At 71.8% G+C, this 20834-nt stretch carries 16 protein-coding genes and 1 pseudogene; 16 read left to right on the top strand and 1 reads right to left on the bottom strand.

Going from position 1 to position 20834, the window contains the following annotated elements; genetic code table 11:
• Window positions 1-49: 49 nt before the first annotated feature.
• Window positions 50-379, bottom strand: a complete 330-nt coding sequence (locus ACP4E5_RS16070) for a DUF427 domain-containing protein (RefSeq protein ID WP_425829213.1) — start codon at window positions 377-379, stop codon at window positions 50-52.
• A gap of 83 nt (window positions 380-462) precedes the next feature.
• Between ACP4E5_RS16070 and ACP4E5_RS16065 the strand changes: the two genes are divergently transcribed.
• The 16 genes and pseudogenes from ACP4E5_RS16065 (at window position 463) to ACP4E5_RS15990 (ending at window position 20808) form a co-directional block, all read left to right on the top strand.
• Window positions 463-867: a nuclear transport factor 2 family protein gene (locus ACP4E5_RS16065; protein WP_425829211.1), complete on the top strand. Its 405-nt coding sequence runs from the start codon at window positions 463-465 to the stop codon at window positions 865-867.
• 43 nt (window positions 868-910) lie between these two features.
• Window positions 911-1456 (top strand): LOG family protein, encoded by a 546-nt coding sequence (locus tag ACP4E5_RS16060; protein WP_425829209.1) that lies wholly within the window; start codon window positions 911-913, stop codon window positions 1454-1456.
• Between the two features lie 7 nt (window positions 1457-1463).
• Window positions 1464-2162, top strand: coding sequence for an SDR family oxidoreductase (locus ACP4E5_RS16055; RefSeq protein ID WP_425829207.1), 699 nt, complete (start codon window positions 1464-1466; stop codon window positions 2160-2162).
• A 43-nt stretch (window positions 2163-2205) separates the two neighbouring features.
• A complete protein-coding gene (locus ACP4E5_RS16050; RefSeq protein WP_425829205.1) occupies window positions 2206-3225 on the top strand; it encodes a methionine synthase in 1020 nt (339 codons plus the stop codon).
• A 32-nt stretch (window positions 3226-3257) separates the two neighbouring features.
• Complete coding sequence (gene ligA / locus ACP4E5_RS16045) at window positions 3258-5468, top strand: NAD-dependent DNA ligase LigA (RefSeq protein ID WP_425829203.1); 2211 nt, start codon at window positions 3258-3260, stop codon at window positions 5466-5468.
• 771 nt (window positions 5469-6239) lie between these two features.
• On the top strand, window positions 6240-8540 hold the full coding sequence (locus tag ACP4E5_RS16040) for a putative bifunctional diguanylate cyclase/phosphodiesterase (protein ID WP_425841379.1): 2301 nt from the start codon (window positions 6240-6242) through the stop codon (window positions 8538-8540).
• 186 nt (window positions 8541-8726) lie between these two features.
• On the top strand, window positions 8727-9023 hold the full coding sequence (gene gatC, locus ACP4E5_RS16035; protein WP_016432511.1) for an Asp-tRNA(Asn)/Glu-tRNA(Gln) amidotransferase subunit GatC: 297 nt from the start codon (window positions 8727-8729) through the stop codon (window positions 9021-9023).
• A gap of 5 nt (window positions 9024-9028) precedes the next feature.
• On the top strand, window positions 9029-10534 hold the full coding sequence (gene gatA, locus ACP4E5_RS16030; protein ID WP_425829201.1) for an Asp-tRNA(Asn)/Glu-tRNA(Gln) amidotransferase subunit GatA: 1506 nt from the start codon (window positions 9029-9031) through the stop codon (window positions 10532-10534).
• A gap of 5 nt (window positions 10535-10539) precedes the next feature.
• On the top strand, window positions 10540-10773 hold the full coding sequence (locus tag ACP4E5_RS16025; RefSeq protein ID WP_425841376.1) for a hypothetical protein: 234 nt from the start codon (window positions 10540-10542) through the stop codon (window positions 10771-10773).
• A gap of 16 nt (window positions 10774-10789) precedes the next feature.
• Window positions 10790-12304, top strand: a complete 1515-nt coding sequence (gene gatB / locus ACP4E5_RS16020) for an Asp-tRNA(Asn)/Glu-tRNA(Gln) amidotransferase subunit GatB (RefSeq protein WP_425829199.1) — start codon at window positions 10790-10792, stop codon at window positions 12302-12304.
• Window positions 12305-12469: 165 nt separating this feature from the next.
• Complete coding sequence (locus ACP4E5_RS16015; RefSeq protein ID WP_425829197.1) at window positions 12470-13699, top strand: arsenic transporter; 1230 nt, start codon at window positions 12470-12472, stop codon at window positions 13697-13699.
• A gap of 139 nt (window positions 13700-13838) precedes the next feature.
• The gene (locus tag ACP4E5_RS16010) at window positions 13839-16097 is read left to right on the top strand and encodes an MMPL family transporter (RefSeq protein ID WP_425829195.1); all 2259 of its coding nucleotides are present in this window, start codon (window positions 13839-13841) and stop codon (window positions 16095-16097) included.
• Window positions 16075-16644, top strand: a complete 570-nt coding sequence (locus ACP4E5_RS16005) for a GNAT family N-acetyltransferase (protein ID WP_425829193.1) — start codon at window positions 16075-16077, stop codon at window positions 16642-16644. The genes ACP4E5_RS16010 and ACP4E5_RS16005 overlap by 23 nt, the downstream gene beginning before the upstream one ends.
• 35 nt (window positions 16645-16679) lie before the next feature.
• A complete protein-coding gene (locus tag ACP4E5_RS16000) occupies window positions 16680-17306 on the top strand; it encodes a hypothetical protein (RefSeq protein ID WP_425829191.1) in 627 nt (208 codons plus the stop codon).
• 177 nt (window positions 17307-17483) lie between these two features.
• Window positions 17484-17684, top strand: coding sequence for a hypothetical protein (locus ACP4E5_RS15995; RefSeq protein ID WP_425829189.1), 201 nt, complete (start codon window positions 17484-17486; stop codon window positions 17682-17684).
• A gap of 59 nt (window positions 17685-17743) precedes the next feature.
• Window positions 17744-20808, top strand: a pseudogene (locus ACP4E5_RS15990) (helix-turn-helix transcriptional regulator).
• The last annotated feature ends 26 nt before the right edge of the window (window positions 20809-20834 follow it).

Genomic DNA, 20834 nt, shown 5'->3' with positions numbered 1-20834 from the left:
CCCTCCGTCTTGCCCTGCCGTACCTCCTCATTCGACCACGCGCGCGTGGCTACGCGGCGTCGACCTGCGTCTCGTAGAAGCACAGGTGGTCCTTGATGGCGGCCACCTCGGCCTTCGGCTCCGGATACGCCCACACCAGGTCCTGCGCGTCGGGCAGCGACCAGTAGGAGGCGTCGCCCTTGAAGGGACAGTGCGTAGTCGTGTTCGAGGGCGTAAGCAATTCGGTCCGTACGTCGTCCGGCGGGAGGTAGTACCGCACCGGACAACCGGTCTCCTTCAGCACCAGCGGACGCGCACTCTCGGCGAGCACCCGCCCTTCATGAACGACCCGCACGCGCTGCGAGCCCTGCTCGACGGTGATCGTGTGTCCTTGAGTCATACCTGTGTCAGCGCCCACAACGGACGACTTCTTCCCGACGCACCCGCACCTTTGGAAGGATCAAGCCCTACGAGAGGACCGCCATGGCACTCGACCCCGCCGACCGGACCGCCATCACCGAACTGCTCTCCCTGCACGGCCACTTGATCGACTCCGGACAGCTGGACCGGCTCGACGAGCTCTTCACCCCGGACGTCGTGTACGACATCTCTGACCTCGGGCAGCCGCCGCTCCTCGGCCCGGACGCCATCAAGGGCGCCGCGCTCGCCCTGGGCGCGGGCAATCCGGTCGCTCACCACGTCACGAACGTCGTCCTGACCGAGGTCTCCGCGGACCGCGTGCACGCCCTGTCCAAGGGCATCGGCATCAGCGCGGACGGCACCGTCGGCAGCGCCACCTACGAGGACACCGTGGTGCGCGGCGAGGGCGGATGGCGCATTGCCCGCCGCAAGGTGATCGCGCGACGCGTGCCGCTCGGGGGGCGGTGACCGTGGGGCGGTGGTGTCCGTGGCGAGCCGTACGGTAGGTGGCATGAACATCTGTGTCTTTCTTTCCGCCGCCGACCTCGACGAGCGCTACACCCGACCCGCCCGCGAATTCGCCGAGCTGCTCGGCAAGGGCGGGCACACGCTCGTGTGGGGCGGTTCGGAGAGTGGGCTCATGAAGGTCGTCGCCGACGGGGTGGCGGAGGCCGGCGGGCGGCTCACCGGGGTGTCCGTGGACTTTCTCGCGGCCAAGGCGCGCGTCGTCGCCGAGCCCGACCAGATGGTGATCGCCAAGGACCTCGCGGAGCGCAAGGCGCTGCTCCTGGAGAAGTCCGACGCGATCGTGGTCATGGTCGGCGGCACCGGCACGCTCGACGAGGCCACCGAGATCCTGGAGCTGAAGAAGCACGGCAAGACCGACAAGCCGATCGTGCTGCTCAACTCCGCGGGCTTCTACGACGGCCTGAAGGAACAGTTCCGGCGCATGGAGGACGAGGGCTTCCTCCCGATCCCCCTCACTGACCTCGTGTTCTTCGCCGAGGAGCCGGTCGGCGCCCTGGCCTACCTGGAGGAGTCGCGCGGCGTCGAGTAGTGCGAGCATGGCGGGCATGGCTACACATGTGATCACCGGCGCCGGTTCAGGAATCGGCGCCGCCGTCGCCCGCCGGCTCCACGAGCGCGGGGACGAAATCTTCCTCCACGCGCGCGACGCGGGCCGCGCCAAGGAACTCGCCGCCGAGTTCCCCGGCGCCAGGACGCTCGTCGGCGACCTCGCGGACCCGGACAAGCTGTCCTGGGCCTTCTCGCACCAGACGCTGCCCGACCGGATCGACTCGCTGCTGCACATCGCCGGCGTCGTCGACCTGGGCAAGGTCGGGGAGCTCACCCCGAAGTCGTGGCGCAACCAGCTCAACGTCAACCTCATCGCCCCGGCCGAGCTGACCCGCCACTTCCTGCCCCAACTCCGCGTCGCCCAGGGGCACGTGGTCTTCGTGAACTCGGGCTCCGGCCTCAACGCCCACGCGGGCTGGTCCGCGTACGGCGCCTCCAAGCACGGCCTGAAGGGCCTCGCGGACGCGCTGCGCGAGGAGGAGCACGGCAACGGCGTGCGCGTCACGTCCGTCTACCCGGGCCGCACCGCGAGCGCCATGCAGGCCAAGGTGCACCAGCAGGAGGGCAAGAGCTACGACCCGGAGCGCTGGATCGACCCCGAGTCGATCGCCACGACGATCCTCATGGCGCTCGACCTCCCGCGCGACGCCGAGGTCAACGACCTGACGGTGCGCCCCGGCCGCTGACGGCGCCGCCCGCCCCGTGGCCGGCGTTACGTACCCTTCCTGGGTGGATGAAAAGAGCGACTTCAGGTGGGGGCCGGCCACGGGCGTCGGTTCGATGCCCGGTGGCGATGCCCGCGAGGCCGCCAAGACCGTGACCGGCAGCTTCGACGGCCCGGAGCAGGGCATGCCGTTCCTCGCGGAGCTGCCCGCGCGCGGCCCCGGCGCCGACATGATCGGCCGTACGGCAGGAATGCTGGTCGACCTCTACGCGCGCGTGGAGCCCAGCGGCTGGCGGATCGGCGACCGGCCGGGCCGGGACACCAAGCGCGCCAGGTCCTGGCTCGGCGAGGACCTCGACGCGCTCGAGGAGTTCACGCAGGGATACGAGGGGCCGCTGAAGGTCCAGGCCGTCGGGCCGTGGACCCTCGCGGCCGCCCTGGAGCTGAGGAACGGGGAGGCCGCCCTCTCCGACCTCGGCGCCTGCCGCGACCTCGCCGCGTCCCTCGCCGAGGGCTTGCGCGAACACCTCGCCGACGTACGCCGCCGGGTGCCCGGCGCCCACGTGGTGCTGCAGCTCGACGAACCCTCCCTCATCGCCGTACTGCGCGGCCAGGTCAAGACCGCCAGCGAGTACCGCACGCACCGCTCCGTCGACCGCCAGCTCGTCGAGAGCGCGCTGCGGGACGTCTTCTCCGTGATCGAGGACGGGCCGCGCCTCGTGCACTCCTGCGCCCCCGACGTCCCGTTCGCCCTCCTGCGCCGGGCCGGCGCGGACGCGGTCTCCTTCGACTTCTCGCTGCTCACCGAGCGTGACGACGACGTGATCGGGGAGTCCGTCGAGGCCGGCCTGCGACTCGTCGCCGGTGTCGTGCCCGGCGTGGACGGCCCATTGTCAGACCCTGCCGGTAGCGTCATGGGTGTCAGGACGCTGTGGCGCAGGCTGGGGCTGAATCCGGGTTCGCTCGCGGACTCGGTGGTGCTCACGCCGTCGTGCGGACTCGCGGGTGCCTCGCCCGCGTACGCCCGCGCGGCGCTCGCCCACTGCGTCCGGGCGGCGAGATCACTCGCGGACAACCCTGAGTGACCGTGGACGAAGGCGAACGGGAGGACGAGACGGTGGCTGACGAACTGCAGAGCGAGGGCACGGTACCCGCCGAGGTGCGGGACGAGCACGCCCAGCTGGCGGAGCAGATCGAGGAGCACCGCTTCCGCTACTACGTGAACGACGCTCCGGTCGTCTCCGACGCCGAGTTCGACAAGCTCCTGCGCTCCCTCGAGGCGCTGGAGGAGAAGCACCCCGAGCTCCGCACTCCGGACTCGCCGACCCAGAAGGTCGCGGGCCAGTACGAGGCTGTGTCCTCTACGTTCGCCTCCGTCGAGCACCGCGAGCGCATGCTCTCCCTCGACAACGCCTTCGACGACGCCGAGTTGGCGGCCTGGGCCGACCGCGTCGCCAAGGACGTGGGCGCGCCCGGGTACCACTTCCTGTGCGAGCTGAAGATCGACGGCCTCGCGGTGAACCTGACGTACGAGCACGGGCGGCTCACGCGCGCGGCCACGCGCGGGGACGGCCGGGTCGGCGAGGACATCACGTCCAACGTCCGCACGATCACGGAGATCCCGAACCGCCTGAAGGGCGACAACATCCCGGCGCTCGTCGAGATCCGCGGCGAGGTCTTCTTCCCCATGGACAAGTTCGAGGAGCTGAACGCCCGGCTCGTCGAGGCCGGCGACAAGCCCTTCGCCAACCCCCGTAACGCGGCGGCGGGTTCGCTGCGCCAGAAGGACCCGCGCGTCACCGCGACGCGCCCGCTGCACATGGTCGTGCACGGCATCGGCGCCCGCGAGGGCTTCGACATCGACCGTCTCTCCGAGGCGTACGACCTGCTCCGCGAGTGGGGCCTGCCGACCACCAAGTACAGCAAGGTCGTCGAAGACCTCGAAGGCGTACGGAAGTTCATCGCGTACTACGGAGAGAACCGCCACTCCGTGGACCACGAGATCGACGGCGCGGTCATCAAGCTCGACGAGATCCGGCTCCAGGGCCGCCTCGGCTCCACGGCGCGCGCCCCGCGCTGGGCCATCGCCTGGAAGTTCCCGCCCGAAGAGGTCAACACTAAGCTGATCAACATCCGCGTGGGCGTGGGCCGCACCGGCCGCGTGACGCCGTACGCGCAGGTGGAGCCGGTCACGGTGGCGGGCTCCGAGGTCGAGTTCGCGACGCTGCACAACCAGGAGATCGTCAAGAAGAAGGGCGTGTTCATCGGGGACACCGTCGTCATCCGCAAGGCCGGTGACGTCATCCCCGAGATCCTCGGCCCGGTCGCCGACCTGCGGGACGGCAGCGAGACCGAGTTCGTGATGCCCGCCGAGTGCCCCGAGTGCGGCACCCCGCTGCGGGCCATGAAGGAGGGCGACATCGACCTCCGGTGTCCCAACGCCCGCACGTGCCCGGCCCAGTTGCGCGAGCGTCTCTTCTACCTGGGCGGCCGCCAGAGCCTGGACATCGAGAACTTCGGGTACGTCGCCGCCGCCGCGCTCACTGGGCCGCTCGAGCCGGCGCAGCCGCCGCTCACGGACGAGGGCGACCTGTTCAACCTCACGATGGACCAACTCCTGCCCATCAAGGCGTACGTCCTCGACCAGGACAGCGGACTGCCCAAGCGCGATCCGAAGACGGGCGAGGAGAAGATCGCGGACATCTTCGCCACCAAGGCGGGCGAGCCGCGCAAGAACGCCGTGTCGATGCTGGAGCACATCGAGGCGGCCAAGAGCCGCCCGCTGGCCCGGGTCATCAACGGACTGTCGATCCGGCACGTGGGCCCGGTCGCCGCCGAGGCGCTCGCCCGCGAGTTCCGCTCCATCGACCGCATCGACCAGGCCACCGAGGAGGAACTCGCCGCCACGGACGGCGTGGGCGGGATCATCGCCGCCTCCGTGAAGCAGTGGTTCGCCGAGGACTGGCATCGGGAGATTCTGCGGAAGTGGCGTGAGGCCGGTGTGAGGATGGAGGAGGAAGGGTCCGGTGAGGACGAGGGGCCGCGGCCCCTCGAAGGACTCACCGTGGTGGTCACCGGGACGCTCCAGAACTTCACGCGGGATGGCGCGAAAGAGGCCCTGCAGACCAGAGGCGCCAAGGTCACGGGTTCCGTTTCCAAGAAGACGTCCTTCGTGGTCGTGGGCGACAACCCGGGCTCCAAGTACGACAAGGCCATGCAGGTCAAGGTTCCGGTTCTGGACGAGGACGGGTTCGCCGTCCTGCTGGAACAGGGGCCGGAGGCCGCCGCCGACGTGGCGCTTCCCCCGGAGCAGGAGACCGGCGAGTAGCGGTCGCGGGTCACTCGATCGGCGCATACCAGACGCAGACGGAACGCCGGGGTCATTCGGGCAACCGTGCCCGGGCGCGTCCGTCTGGTGCCCGTGGAAGCCTTCTGCGGCCTACTGTTGAGGTGTGCGCCTGCCGAGTCCTGCTGCGGATGGGGCGGATCCCCGCTCACCGGAAGCGAGGAGAGCGGGCAGCGGACGCAGGCACCGCCGGCAGTGAGAGGGACGGGAATGGAACCGACCGAGAGCGCCGCCCCGGACTCACGCCTGCGCCCGCGTCGACGTGCGCGGCGCGAAGCGGCACTCCGCCCCGACCGCGGCGGGGGAGTCGGCGGCAGCGACAGCGGTCACGGGGAGAGCGAGCGCGGTGGTGTGGTGAACTGGCGCAAATGGTGGCGCGCGGCCGGATTCGGCGCCGGCCGGACGAACGGAACGCCGGTCCCTGACGCGCCCGGGACCGAAGTGGCGGGCCACGAAGGGCTGCTGAAGCGCGGGGTGACGGATCACCCTGCGGGCGGCGGCAGTTCGGCGGAGACCCACACAGCGTCCGGCCCGGAGGAACCCGCCCCTGCCCGGCCCCGAGGAACCGACGAGCAGCCCCGGCGCAGCCTGCCGGCCCGCCTCCCGAAGATCGAAGGCGCGCTCCGCGGGCGGATATCCGCCGAGCGCGGAACCAGCGCGCGTCCGCAGGCCGACGGCGCACCCGACTCCCGCCCCTCGGGCGCCCGCCCGGCAGACGAAGGCGCGAGTGGCGGGCGCGGGCCCGGCGAAGAAGTGTCGAACAGCCGTGCGGCCGGGGTTCGTCCGCTCGGCGACCTTGCGCGCGAGGGCCTGACCGTGCACGGGCGCACCGTGGACGGCCGGCCCGGCGCCGTCGTCGGAGGCGCCCGGGCCGACGGGACCCGCCGCGCCGCCGGCCCCGGCAGGGCCACGGGCCCGCTTCCCGGGACCGTCCCCGCGGGCGGCCGGGTCGGGGTGGCGACGCCCGCCCGCAATCAGTCCGCGGCGCAGGGGGAGACCTCGCGGGCCGCGCTCGTGCCGCTGCTGCCCGGCGTCGTGGTGGCGCTCGCCGCCGTCCTGCTCGGCGGCGGGTTCTCCTGGTCGCTCCGGGAGGGCCACGCGCTCTTCCCGTCCGGCACGGTCGGCTGGTGCCTCGCGATCCTGACCGGGATCATCGTCGGCCACCTCGTCGCGCTCGGCCGCGACCGCTGGTGGGGCGGCACCGGATCCGGCGCGGCCCTCACCCTCGCCGTGCTGCTCCTGTACGGCTGGGTGCCCGCGGGCATGGTCAGCCTCACCGTCGTCGTCCTCGTCGGCATCGCCCGCAGGCACTCCTGGCGCCAGGGCCTGCTGCACGGGGCGATCGACATCATCGGCATCGGCGCGGGCGCCCTCGTCCTCGCCGCGTTCGGCCGCGTACCGTCCGTCGAGGTGCCGTGGAAGCCCGCGAGCTGGAGCCTGTCCACCGCGGCCGAGGTGGCCCTCGCGGCGCTTGCGTATCTGCTGGTCACCCGAACCCTGCTCTGGTACGTGCATGCGCCACCGAACTCCGGGCTGCCGACCGTCGCCCGTACCTCGCTCGTGCGACAGGGCCTGGTCGCCGTCGCGCTGCTCGGCATCGCGCCGCTGATCTGCGTCGTCGCCATCGCGCTTCCCGTACTGCTGCCGCTGTTCGCGATCCCGTTGATCGCGCTCGACTCCACGCTGTGGATCGCGCGGGCCCGCGCCGAGGAACAACTGCGCGACCCGCTCACCGGACTGCCGAACCGGCAGTGGCTGCTCGAGCGCACCTGGAGCGCGCTCGACGACGCCGAGCGGATCGGGGTGCGCAGCGCACTGCTGCTGATCGACCTCGACCGGTTCCGTTCGGTGAACGACACGCTCGGTCATCTCGCCGGGGACCGGCTCCTGTTGCAGATCGCGGACAGGCTGAGAGCGGCGCTGCCGCGCGGCGCGGAGGTCGCGCGCCTCGGCGGTGACGAGTTCGCCGTGCTGCTGCCCGTCGCCGACTCCACGACGTCCGCGACACGCGTCGCCCGCAACCTCGTGGCGACCCTCGGCTCCCCCCTCGACCTGGACGGACTGACCCTCGTACTGGAGGCGAGCGCGGGACTCGCCGTCTTCCCCGACCACGCGCTGGACGCCGAGGGGCTGCTGCGCCGGGCCGACGTCGCGATGTACCAGGCCAAGCGGGACCGCACCGGCGTGGAGGTCTACGAGTCGAAGCGGGACTCCAACACACCCGACCGGCTCGGCCTGTTGGGCGACCTGCGGCGCGCGCTCGACGCGGGCGAGGTGGAGCTGCACTACCAGCCGAAGGTCCGGTTCGACGGGCACGTCGCGGGCCTGGAGGCGCTCGTACGGTGGGTGCACCCGGAGCGCGGAAGGGTGCCACCGGACGAGTTCATCGCCATCGCCGAGTCGTCCGGGCTGATGCCGCATCTGACCGAGTACGTCCTGGAGACGGCGCTCGGGCAGGTCGCGCGCTGGCGTGCGCAGGGGCTGTACGTGCCGGTCGCGGTGAACGTGTCGCCGCGTGATGTGCACACGCCCGGCTTCGCGGGAGCGGTCGCCGCGCGGCTCGCCCGGCACGGGGTCCCGGCCGGATCCCTGCAACTGGAGATAACGGAGCACGTACTCCTGGAGGACCCGCAGCGGGCGGCCGACACCCTGGCCGGGCTCACCGGGCACGGCGTGAAGATGTCGCTCGACGACTTCGGCACCGGGTACTCGTCCCTCGTGCACCTGCGGCGGCTCCCGGTCAGCGAGCTGAAGATCGACCGGTCGTTCGTGGCCCGGCTCGCCGTGGACAACGAGGACGCGGAGATCGTCCGCTGCACCGTCGACCTGGCGCACTCGCTCGGCCTGCTGGTCGTCGCGGAGGGCGTCGAGGACGACGAGACGTGGGAGCGGCTGCGGGACCTCGGCTGCGACGCGGTGCAGGGCTGGCTGGTCGCCGCCGCGATGCCGCCCGACGAGACGACGGCCTGGCTGCGGGCCCGCGGCGACCGCGGCTGGCGCCCGCCGGCGGCCCTCCCGGCGGCCCAGTCCGACGACTGCGGGCCCCTCGGCTGACCGCCCCGGCGGTTTCCCGGGGCCCGGGTGGGCATCTTGGGGGCGCGGGGAACTGCGCGCCCGGCCCCGTACAACATGCACGCGGGGTGCGGCCCCACCCCGCCCCCGCAAACCCGTTCCGCGGCACGCCTCCGCGCCCCATAGGATTGGGCCCAAACCGAGAACACGCACCCCGTGAGGATCCGCATGCCTGGCATCACGCGCGAGGAGGTCGCCCACCTCGCCCGGCTGGCGCGTCTGGAGCTGAAGCCCGAAGAGCTCGACCACTTCGCAGGCCAGCTCGACGACATCATCGGCGCGGTCGCCCGCGTCAGCGAGGTCGCCGACCAAGACGTACCGCCGACTTCGCACCCGCTGCCGCTGACGAACGTCATGCGCAAGGACGAGGTCCGTCCGTCGCTCACCCCCGAGCAGGCGCTCTCCGGCGCCCCGGCCCAGGAGCAGCAGCGTTTCAAGGTGCCGCAGATCCTGGGGGAGGACTAATCACCATGACGGACACCAACGTCAACATCATCAAGCTGACCGCCGCCGAGATCGCGGCGAGGATCGCTTCCGGTGAGCTCACCGCCGTCGAGGTCACCGAGGCCCACCTGGCCCGGATCGACGCCGTCGACGAGAAGGTGAACGCCTTCCTGCACGTCGACCGGGAGGGCGCCCTGAAGCAGGCCGCCGCCGTCGACGCGAAGGTCAGGAACGGCGAGAAGCTCGGCCCGCTGGCCGGCGTCCCGCTCGCGCTGAAGGACATCTTCACCACGGAGGGGATCCCGACCACGGTCGGCTCGAAGATCCTCGAAGGCTGGATCCCGCCGTACGACGCGACGCTGGTCAAGAACCTGAAGGCCGCCGACGTCGTCATCCTCGGCAAGACCAACATGGACGAGTTCGCCATGGGGTCCTCCACCGAGAACAGCGCCTACGGCCCGACCGGCAACCCGTGGGACCTCACCCGCATCCCGGGCGGCTCCGGCGGCGGCTCCTCCGCCTCCCTCGCCGCGTACGAGGCCCCGCTCGCCATCGGCACGGACACCGGCGGCTCGATCCGCCAGCCCGCGGCCGTCACCGGCACCGTGGGCGTCAAGCCGACCTACGGCGGCGTCTCCCGCTTCGGCATGGTCGCGTTCTCGTCCTCCCTCGACCAGGGCGGCCCCTGCGCCCGCACGGTCCTGGACGCGGCGCTCCTGCACGAGGCCATCGCGGGCCACGACCCGCTCGACTCCACGTCCATCGACGCCCCGGTCCCCGCGGTCGTCGAGGCCGCGCGGAACGGCAGCGTGCAGGGCATGCGCGTCGGCGTCGTCAAGCAGTTCCGCGGCGAGGGCTACCAGGCCGGTGTCGTGCAGCGCTTCGACGAGTCCGTCGAGCTGCTGAAGTCGCTCGGCGCCGAGGTCGTCGAGCTGGACTGCCCGTCGTTCGACCTGGCCCTGTCGGCGTACTACCTGATCGCGCCGTCCGAGTGCTCCTCGAACCTCGCCCGGTTCGACGCCATGCGCTACGGCCTGCGCGTCGGTGACGACGGCAGCCACTCCGCCGAGGAAGTCACCGCGCTGACCCGCGAGTCCGGCTTCGGCGACGAGGTCAAGCGCCGCATCATCCTGGGCACGTACGCGCTGAGCTCCGGCTACTACGACGCGTACTACGGCAGCGCCCAGAAGGTGCGCACGCTCATCACCCAGGAGTTCGAGGCCGCGTTCGAGCAGGTCGACGTGATCGTCTCGCCGACGACGCCGACCACCGCCTTCCCGATCGGCGAGCGCGCCGACGACCCGATGGCGATGTACCTCGCGGACCTGTGCACCATCCCGACCAACCTGGCCGGCAACGCCGCCATGTCGCTCCCGTGCGGCCTGGCGCCCGAGGACGGCCTGCCGGTCGGCCTGCAGATCATCGCCCCCGCCATGAAGGACGAGCGCCTGTACAAGGTCGGCTCCGCCGTCGAGGCCGCTTTCGTGGAAAAGTGGGGACACCCGCTGCTTGAGGAGGCTCCGTCGCTGTGAGTGCCATGGCAAAGAAGGCCAAGAACTTCAAGAAGTCCAAGACCGGCGTCTACGTCTCGCTGGCCAGCACCGCCTTCGGCGCGATCAGCGTCGCGAAGCAGGCGAAGATGGCCAAGAACGACAACGACACCCTGCGGCTGATCGACGCCGCGGTGTCCGCCGCCGCCATCGCAACCGGCCTGGCGATCCTCTACCGGGAGCTCAAGCGCCTGGGCGACGACGACGTCCTGCTGGGCTGAGAGGGAAAGTTTCACCGTGACTGTCACGACTGATTTGGTGGCGTACGAGGAAGCCCTCGCGACGTACGACCCCGTCATGGGCCTCGAGGTCCACGTCGAGCTCGGCACCAAGACCAAGATGTTCTGCGGCTGCTCCACCGAGCTGAAGCAGGACGCCAACAGCCAGACCTGCCCGACCTGTCTCGGCCTCCCCGGCGCGCTGCCGGTGGTGAACGAGATCGGCGTCGAGTCGGCCATCAAGATCGGCCTCGCGCTCAACTGCTCGATCGCCGAGTGGTGCCGCTTCGCCCGGAAGAACTACTTCTATCCGGACATGCCGAAGAACTTCCAGACCTCCCAGTACGACGAGCCGATCGCCTTCGACGGCTACCTCGACGTACAGCTGGAGGACGGCGAGGTCTTCCGCGTGGAGATCGAGCGCGCCCACATGGAGGAGGACACCGGCAAGTCGACGCACGTCGGCGGTGCCACCGGCCGCATCCAGGGCGCCTCGCACTCGCTGCTCGACTACAACCGCGCGGGCATCCCGCTCATCGAGATCGTCACCAAGCCCATCGAGGGCGCGGGCGAGCGGGCCCCCGAGGTCGCGAAGGCGTACGTCGCCGAGCTGCGCGAGGTCATCAAGGCGCTCGACGTGTCCGAGGCCCGGATGGACAAGGGTCAGATGCGCTGTGACGTGAACCTGTCCCTGCGCCCGCACGGGCGCAAGGAGTTCGGTACGCGCTCGGAGACGAAGAACGTCAACTCGCTGCGTTCCGTGGAGCGCGCGGCGCGCTTCGAGATCCAGCGCCACGCCGCCGTCCTGAACGACGGCGGCACGATCGTGCAGGAGACCCGTCACTTCCACGAGGAGGACGGCTCCACCACGTCGGGCCGCATCAAGGACAACGCCGAGGACTACCGGTACTTCCCGGAGCCCGACCTGGTGCCCGTCGCCCCGACCCGCGAGTGGGTCGAGGCGCTGCGCGCCGAGCTCCCCGAGATGCCGCTCGCGCAGCGCAACCGGCTGATCGAGGAGTGGGGCATCACCGCCCACGACATGCAGTCGATCCGCAACGCCGGCGCGATCGGCCCGATCGTCGCCACGATCGCCGCCGGCGCCGACTCGGCGTCCGCCCGCAAGTGGTGGATGGGCGAGCTGGCCCGCTCCGCGAACGACCAGGGCGTCGAGCTCGCCGCCCTGCCGATCACGCCGGAGCAGGTGGCCCGCGTGTCCGAGCTGGTCGCCGCGGGCGACCTCAACGACAAGCTGGCCCGCCAGGTCATCGACGGCGTCCTCAAGGGTGAGGGCACGCCGGACGAGGTCGTCGAGAAGCGCGGCCTGAAGGTCGTCTCGGACGAGGGCGCGCTCACCACCGCCGTGGAGGAGGCGATCGCGGGCAACGCGGCGATCGCCGACAAGATCCGCGGCGGCAAGATCGCGGCCGTGGGCGCCCTCGTGGGCGCGGTCATGAAGGCGACCCGGGGTCAGGCCGACGCGGCCCGCGTCAAGGAACTGATCCTGGAGAAGTTGGGCGTCAGCGAAGGCTGACAGCGTCTGGGCGGCGGGGCATCGGGTTGCCGGTGCGCCGCCGCCTTTCCGTGTCCGACATCGCGGGGCGCTGCCCCGGACCCCGCCGGCTCTCGTCCGAAAGGCGGGGCTTGAAGGCCGTCCCCGGGCCCCCCGCCGGCTCTCGTCCCTGAACGGGGCTCGATCGTGCTCGTCTCCGTAGCCCTCCTCACCGTCACGCTCGTCTTCGCTGTCCTACGGCCCCGTAAATGGCCGGAGGCGGTCGTCGCGCTGCCCGCGGCAGGCGTGGCCATGGCTACGGGAGAGGTGTCGCCCGCCCACGCCTGGGCCGAGACCCAGGAGTTGCTCCCGGTCGTCGGCTTTCTCGCCGGGATCCTGCTCCTGGCTCAACTCTGCGCCGACGAAGGCCTGTTCCGAGCGGCAGGCGACCTCGTCGCCCGCGCCTGTCACGGCAGCCCGAAGCGGATGCTCGGCGGCGTCTTCGCGGTGGCCGCCGGGATCACCGCCGTACTGAGCCTCGACGCCACCGTCGTCCTGCTCACCCCGGTCGTCTTCGCGACAGCGGCCCGCATCGGCGCACGCCCGCGCCCGCACGTCTACGCGAGCGCCCACCTCGCCAACTCGGCGTCCCTTCTGCTGCCCGTGTCGAACCTCACGAACCTGCTGGCCTTCGCGGCGAGCGGACTCACGTTCACGCACTTCGCCGGGCTCATGGCGCTCCCGTGGCTGGTGGCGATCGGCATCGAGTACGCGGTGTTCCGCCGCTACTTCGCCGACGACCTGGCCGCGCCCGCGCACGAGCCGGACCCCGAAGAGCCGCCCGGCGTCCCGCTGTTCACCCTCACCGTGCTCGCGCTGACGCTCGCCGGATTCGTCGTCACGTCCTTCGTGGGCGTCGAGCCGCTGTGGGCCGCCTTCGCGGGCGCGGCCGTGCTCGGTACCCGGGCCCTCGCCCGCCGCCACAGCACCCCGGTGGAACTGCTCAAGGCGGCCAACCTGCCGTTCTGCCTCTTCGTCCTCGCGCTCGGCGTCGTGGTCAAGGCGGTGGTCGACAACGGGCTCGGGGACGCCCTCGGCCGCTTCCTGCCCGACGGTTCGTCCCTGCCCGCGCTGCTGGCGATCGCCGGGGTGGCGGCGCTCCTCTCCAACGTCATCAACAACCTGCCGGCGATCCTCGCCCTGCTCCCGGTCGTCACGCCGATGGGCCCCGGGCCGGTGCTCGCCGCCCTGATCGGCGTCAACCTCGGGCCCAACCTCACGTACGTCGGCTCGCTGGCGACCCTCCTGTGGCGGCGCATCGTGCACGACCACGGCACGGAGCCCGAGCTGGGCGAGTTCACCCGCCTCGGCCTGCTCACGGTCCCCGCGACGCTGGCGGCGTCGACGGTGGCGCTGTGGGCCGGGCTCTCCCTGTGAGTAAGGACACGAAAGGGACAAAGGATCATTTCCTCCTGTAAGAGTGTCCCCTCATTGCTCATGTGTTCTTTGCGGGCGGTTCACGCACCAAGCGGATGTTCCCGGTCAAAGATCAACAAATGACTCAGGGAGCGCGTCCATGGCCGCACTTGCCCGCTGGTGTGTCAGTCACCGGCTCGTGGTCGTACTTCTGTGGTTGACCGCTCTTGTCGGCACCAGCGCCGCCGCGGCCGTCGCGGGATCCGCGTACTCGAACGACTACGAGGCGCCCGGCACGGAGTCGGGTCGCGCCACGCAGCTCCTGGACGAGAACTTCTCCGGGCTCGGCGGCGACAGCGACACCGTCGTCTGGCACGTCGAGGGCTCCACCGTGCGCGCCGCCGACGTCGAGAAGACGATGAGCAACACCCTGGGCGAGCTCGCCGGGCTCCCCGGCGTCGCGTCCGTCGGATCGCCGTACGAGGCCGATGGCACGGGACAGATCAGCGCCGACGGACACACCGCGTACGCCACGGTCACCTTCGACAAGCAGGCCGACGACATCCCGAAGGGTCAGGCGCAGGCCGTCGTCGACACCGCGCAGGCCGCCGAGGACGACGGGCCCGACGGGCTTCAGGTGGAGCTCGGCGGCAGCGCCGTCGCGCTCACCGAGTCGACCTCGGCCCACACGTCCGAGATCATCGGCGTCGTCGTCGCGGCCGTCGTGCTCTTCCTCGCCTTCGGCTCGCTCGCCGCGGCCGCGCTGCCCATCGCCACCGCGCTGGTGAGCGTCGGCACCGCGTACGCGGGGATCGTGCTCCTCGGGCACGCCATGACGGTCGCGGACTTCGCGCCGATGCTCGGCATGCTCGTCGGGCTCGGCGTCGGGATCGACTACGCGCTGTTCATCGTGACCCGGCACAGGAGAGGGCTGAAGCGGGGCCTTCCGGTGGCCGAGGCCGCCGAGCGGGCCGTCGCCACCACCGGGCGGGCCGTGGTGTTCGCCGGGGCCACCGTGTGCATCGCGCTGCTCGGCATGCTGATGCTGGGCCTGAGCTTCCTGAACGGCGTCGCGATCGCCGCCTCCGTGACCGTGCTGCTCACCGTGGCCGCGTCCGTGACGCTGCTGCCGGGGCTCCTCTCGTTCATCGGGATGCGCGCCCTGTCGCGGCGCGAGCGGCGGCGGCTCGTCGAGCACGGGCCCGAACCCGTGTTGCCCACCGGGTTCGCCGCCCGCTGGGCCGCCTTCGTGGAGCGCCGGCCGAAGCTGCTGGGCGCGCTCGCCATCGCCGTGATCGCGGTGCTCTCGCTGCCCACCTTCTTCCTCCACCTGGGCACGTCCGACCAAGGCAACGGTCCGGCGAGCAGCACGACCCGGCAGGCCTACGACCTCCTTGCCGACGGTTTCGGGCCCGGTGTGAACGGGCCGCTCACCCTCGTCACCCAGGTCGACGGCGCCAAGGACAAGGCCGCGCTCGCGGAGCTGACGAGCGAGCTGCGGGACACCGACGGGGTCGCCTCCGTCTCGCGTGTTACGTATAACGCGGACGACAGCGCCGCCCACGTCACCGTCGTACCGACCTCCTCGCCGCAGTCCGAGCGGACCAGCGAGCTCGTCGACCGGCTGCGCGCCGACGTCGTACCGGCCGCCGAACAGGGCAGCACCCTCGATGTGCAGGTCGGCGGCGTCACCGCGAGCTACGACGACTTCGCGGAGGTCATCGTCGGCAAGCTGCCCCTGTTCGTCGGGGTCGTCGTCGGACTCGGCTGCGTGCTGCTCCTGCTCGCCTTCCGGTCCATCGGGATCCCGCTCAAGGCCGCCGCGATGAACATCGCCGCCGTGGCCGCGGCCTTCGGGGTCGTCGTCGCGATCTTCCAGTGGGGCTGGGGGAGCGAACTGCTCGGGCTCGGGCGGTCGGGGCCCATCGAGCCCTTCCTCCCCGTGATCATGGTGTCGGTCCTCTTCGGGCTCTCCATGGACTACCAGGTGTTCCTCGTGAGCCGGATGTACGAGGAGTGGCTGGAGACCGGAGACAACCGGCGGGCCGTGCGGGTCGGGCTCGCCGAGACCAGCCGCGTGATCAACTCGGCGGCTGTGATCATGATTTCGGTGTTCCTGGCGTTCGTGCTCAGCGGGGACCGGGTGATCGCCATGTTCGGCATCGCGCTCGCCGTGGCCGTCGCCGTCGACGCGTTCATCCTCCGTACGCTCCTCGTGCCCGCCCTGATGCACATGCTCGGCGGCGCCAACTGGTGGCTGCCCAAGTGGCTCGACCGGCGCCTGCCGCGTCTGAGCATCGAGCCTCCCGAGTGCCGCGCCGCCGCGGATGCGAGGATCCCGGTGCAGCGCACGGCCGGCGAGGACGCGCTGGACGAGCTGTTGACGAAGGAGACCGATGTACGCGATCCCGCTGGGTGAGGCCGACGCCGAACTGCGGCCCCTGGAGCCCTGGCACGCCGAGGAGTTCCTGGCCCACCTGGACCGCGGCCGGGAGTTCATCGGACGGTTCATCCCGTTCGGCTCCACGGCGACCGACCTCGCCTCCACCCGGGAGCTGCTCCAGCAGTTCGCGGACGCGCGGGCCGCCGGCACGCGCGCGTACCACGGCATCTGGCTGGACGGACTGCTCGTCGGCGGCGTACTGGCGCTCAACTTCGACGAGGACCACGGCAACTGCGAGGTCGGCTGCTGGCTGGAGCCGGCCGGCGCCGGACGCGGCCTCGTCACGCGCGCGATGCGGCACCTCATCGACTGGGCCGTCGAGGAGCGCGGAATCCACCGCGTGGAATGGCTCGCCGCGTCCGGAAATGTCGCGAGTCTCAACGTGGCCCGGCGCCTCGGGTTCACCAAAGAGGGAGTCCACCGGGAAAGTTTTCCCTGGCGGGGGAAGCGCCATGACATGGAGATTTGGTCCGTGCTCGGGCCCGAGTGGCGTAGCGCACGGAGCGGGCACAGGGAACGTTAAGACACCTCTCAGACTCCGTCCGTACGGTGCGCAGCATGACTACGAAGACTGAAGCGCAGCGCGACGCCGAGACGCGGGAGGAGGACGCGGAGGCCAAGGACGCCAAGGCGACCGGGACGACCGAGGAGCCCAAGGCGACCGAGACGACGGAGGAGCCCAAGGCGGCCGAGGAGGCCACCGAGGACGTGCAGGACGACGACGCGGCCGCCGAGGCCGCCGCCGAGGCCGAGCTCTCGGCCCTCGCGAAGGCCGAGGCCGACAAGCCGTCCGGCGTCGGCCAGGGCGCCGGCGCGATCGTCTCCGTGGCCCTCGCCGTCGTCGGGCTCAGCGGCGGCTGGCTCGGCACCATCGCCTCGGCCCGCGCGCAGCTCAAGGGCCAGCTCACCACCGCGCAGAGCGCGGGCATCGCCAAGCAGGTCTCCGCGATGTACGGCGACGCCTGGCACTCCGCCGCCCTGGTCGGCGGGCTCTTCTCGCTCGTCGCCCTGGTGATCGGCGCCGCCGTCCTCGCCCGGCCCGCGTTCGGCGCGCCCGGCAAGCCGCAGGCACTGTGGATCAAGTCGACCGCGTGGGCGGGTCTCGCCGTCGGCGTCATCGGGCTGCTGCTCGCCGTCGCCAAGTACACCGACCTCATCATGGGCCTGCCGAGCACCAGCGCCTGAGGCACTCGCACAAGGGCGGCCGAGCCGCCTAAGGCACACCGTGGGCCGCGCCTAAGGAGGCGCGGCCCACGAACATGCGGCACTCTCCCGATGTGCCGCACCCCCCTGGGAGACGAGAGTCGAGGCATCGCGGAGAACGCTCCGCGAGAGCCGAGGAACCGTCACCAGGGAGACGACATGTTCGAGTACGAACTCCACCAGCTCCGCTCCGCCGAACTCATCGAGCAGGCCGAGCGGTACCGCCTCGCGAACTCCGCCCGCAAGCAGGCGAAGGCGCACCGTGCGGAGCGGCGCGCGCTCCGGCACAACAGCCAGGACGCCGAGAGGCCGGTGAATGCCGACCGCTCCGACCGACGCCGCGCCCCGCGCACGGCGTGAGCGCGACCGCCGCGGTCCGCGGGGCCGAAATCCCGGCCCCGTTGTCAGACCCGTGTGCGATGCTCAGCGATGTGGAGACCAGGTCCGTCAGTCCCGTTTTCGTCGGCCGAGCCGATGAACTGGGTGTACTGAGCAAGGCCCTTGAGCGGGCCGAGGCCGCCGAGCCGCAGGCGCTGCTGCTCGGCGGCGAGGCCGGCGTGGGCAAGACGCGCCTCGTCGAGGAGTTCGGCGCGGCCGCCCGCGAGCGTGGCGCCGTCGTCGTCACCGGCGGCTGCGTCGAGATCGGCGCCGACGGACTGCCGTTCGCGCCGTTCTCCACCGCCCTGCGCGCCCTGCGCCGCACACTGCCCGGCGAGGTGGACGCCGCGGTCGCGGGCCGCGAGGACGAACTCGCGCGCCTGCTGCCGGAGTTGGGTGACCACGAGGCCAGGGGTTTCGACGGGCGCGGTGACGACAGCGCCACGGCCCGCCTCTTCGAACTCACCGCCCGGCTCCTGGAGCGCGTCGCGGCCGAGCGCACCGTCGTCGTCATCCTCGAAGACCTGCACTGGGCGGACGCCTCCACCCGCCACCTGCTCAGCTACCTGTTCCGTACGCTGCGCAGCGGCCGTATCGCCGTCATCGCCAGCTACCGCGCGGACGACGTGCACCGCCGCCACCCCCTGCGCCTCCTGCTCGCCGAACTCGACCGGCTGCGCACCGTCACCCGCATCGAACTCGGCCGCCTCAGCCGTGACGAGGTCGCCCGCCAGATAGCCGGAATCATGGCCGCGGAACCCGAACCCGCCGACGTGGACCACATCTTCCGGCGCTCCGACGGCAACGCGTTCTTCGTCGAGGAGCTCGCCGTGTCGGCCGCCGAGGGCTGCGCCATGGGCCTGACCGACTCGCTGCGCGATGTCCTCCTCGTCCGCGTCGAATCGCTGCCCGAGTCCGCCCAGCGCGTCGCCCGGATCTGCGCGGAGGGCGGCTCCACGGTCGAGTACCCGCTGCTCGCGGCCGTCGCCGGGCTCGGCGAGGACGAGCGCTCATCGAGGCACTGCGCGCGGCCGTCGGCGCGAACATCCTGCTCGCCTCGCCGGACGGAGACGGATACCGGTTCCGCCACTCCCTGGTCCGCGAGGCCGTCAGCGACGATCTGCTGCCCGGCGAGCGCTCCCGGCTCAACCGGCGCTACGCCGAGGCACTGGAGGCCGAGCCGTCGCTGGTGCCCGCCGACGCGCGCGTGACGCGCCTCGCCAGCTACTGGTACCACGCCCACGACGCGGCGAAGGCTCTGCCCGCCGTCCTCGACGCCTCCGTGGCGACCCGCAGGCGGCACGCGTTCTCCGAGCAACTGCGGTTGCTGGAGCGGGCGATGGAGCTGTGGGACACCGCTCCGGAGGAGGTGCGCGCCGGGTTGCGCATGGGGGACTACGCCATCGCGTTCAGCTCCTGCGGCTGCGACCCCGCCGAGACCCCGCTCGACTACCTCGACCTGCTGTCCGAGGCCGCCGTCGCGGGGCGCCTGTGCGGCGAGCGGGAGCGCGCCCTGAAGATCGGCAAGCGTGCGATCCGCATCCTGGACGAGGCCGCGGCGAGCGGCGCGGGCGACCCCCTGCGCGCCGCCTGGTTCCACGTCCAGAACTCCCGGATCGTCCCGCACATCGGCCGCGGCGACGGCTGGGACGAGATCGCCACCGCGCAGGAACTCGTCCGTGGCCTGCCGCCGTCCGCGGTGCACGCGGAGGTCCTCACGAACGTGGCCATCTGGGGCATGCTGCACACCCCCGGCCCCGAGGCACTGGCCGCCGCCGAGCGGGCCGTCGAGTACGCGCGCATGGTCGGAGCCGAGGAGATCGGACTGCACGCGCGCCTGATCCTCGGCGGCCTCCTGGTCGACGCCGGAGACCTCGACCAGGGCTTCGCCGAGCTGTACGCCGTGCGCGAGCGCTCCATGGAACTCGGGCTGTTCGCCCGGATGAGCAACGTGAACGTGAACCTGCCCTCCCATCTGGAGGGCGTGGGCCGATCCGCCGAATCCGCCCGGATCTGTGACGAGGCCATCGAGCTGTGCCGCCGGTACGGGCTCACCGACAACGAGGGCTGGGTCCGTTCCAACCAGGCCGAGTCGCTGGTCTCCCTCGGCCGCTGGGACGAAGCGGTGAAGGCCGCCGGCTGGGTCCGCCGCTCCGGCCTCAGCTCGAAGCCCCGCTCCGGCGGCTGCGCCCATCTCGCGATGATCGCCCTCGGACGCGGCGCCTTCCAGGAAGCGGCCGCCCTCATCGCCGAGGCCGACGAGCTGTACGGTGCGCACGACCTTCAGCCGCAGTACGTGCTGCCCCGCGCCCACCTCGCCCTCACGCTCGCCGCCGCCCAGGGCCGTCTCCTGGACGCCCGCGCCGAGCTCGACCGGCTGGTCGCAGTGGGGCTGCCGGCCTCCATGCACCGCTACTTGTGGCCCCTCCTGCGCACCGCCGCCGCGGCCGAGGCGGACGCCCGCGGACTGCCCGCAGCCGACACGGGCCGCGTCGAGGCGGTGGCTCGTATCCGGGACGCCGCCAAGCGTCAGGCCACCCCGGTCCCCGTCTGGCAGGCCCATGAGCAGTGGGTGCGCGCCGAGCTCCTGCGCGCGGAGGGCCGCGACACCCCCGACGACTGGTCCGCCACGGCCACCGCGTTCGAACCCCTCGACCGTCCCTACGATCTGGCGCGCGTCCGGCTCCGCCTCGCGGAAACCCTGGTCGCGCGGGGCGCGGAGGACGACCGGGACCGGGCCACCGGGCTGCTCCGCCTCGTCGGCGCGGTCGCCGAGCAGCTGGGCGCGCGCCCGCTCGCCGAGTCCGTCGCGCTGCTCGCCCAGCGCGCGCGGCTGACCCTGGCCCGCGAAGCGCCGCGACAGAGCGCTCCGGCCGACCCCGCGCAGGAGTTCGGCCTCACGAGCCGCGAGCGGGACGTGCTGTGCCTGGTCGCCGCGGGGCGCAGCAACCGGCAGATAGCCGAGGAGCTGTTCATCTCGCCGAAGACGGCCAGCGTCCACGTCTCCAACATCCTCGCGAAGCTGGGAGTCGCGGGCCGCGGCGAGGCGGCGGCCCTGGCTCACCGCCTGCGCCTCTTCTCTGCGGAGCGGGCTCCCGTACGCTGAGGGGGAGGGCCCGGTCGGGCCACGCC

Source organism: Streptomyces fractus (assembly GCF_049844455.1).
Lineage (GTDB): Bacteria > Actinomycetota > Actinomycetes > Streptomycetales > Streptomycetaceae > Streptomyces > Streptomyces fractus.
This window is presented reverse-complemented; position numbering and strand designations above follow the sequence as displayed.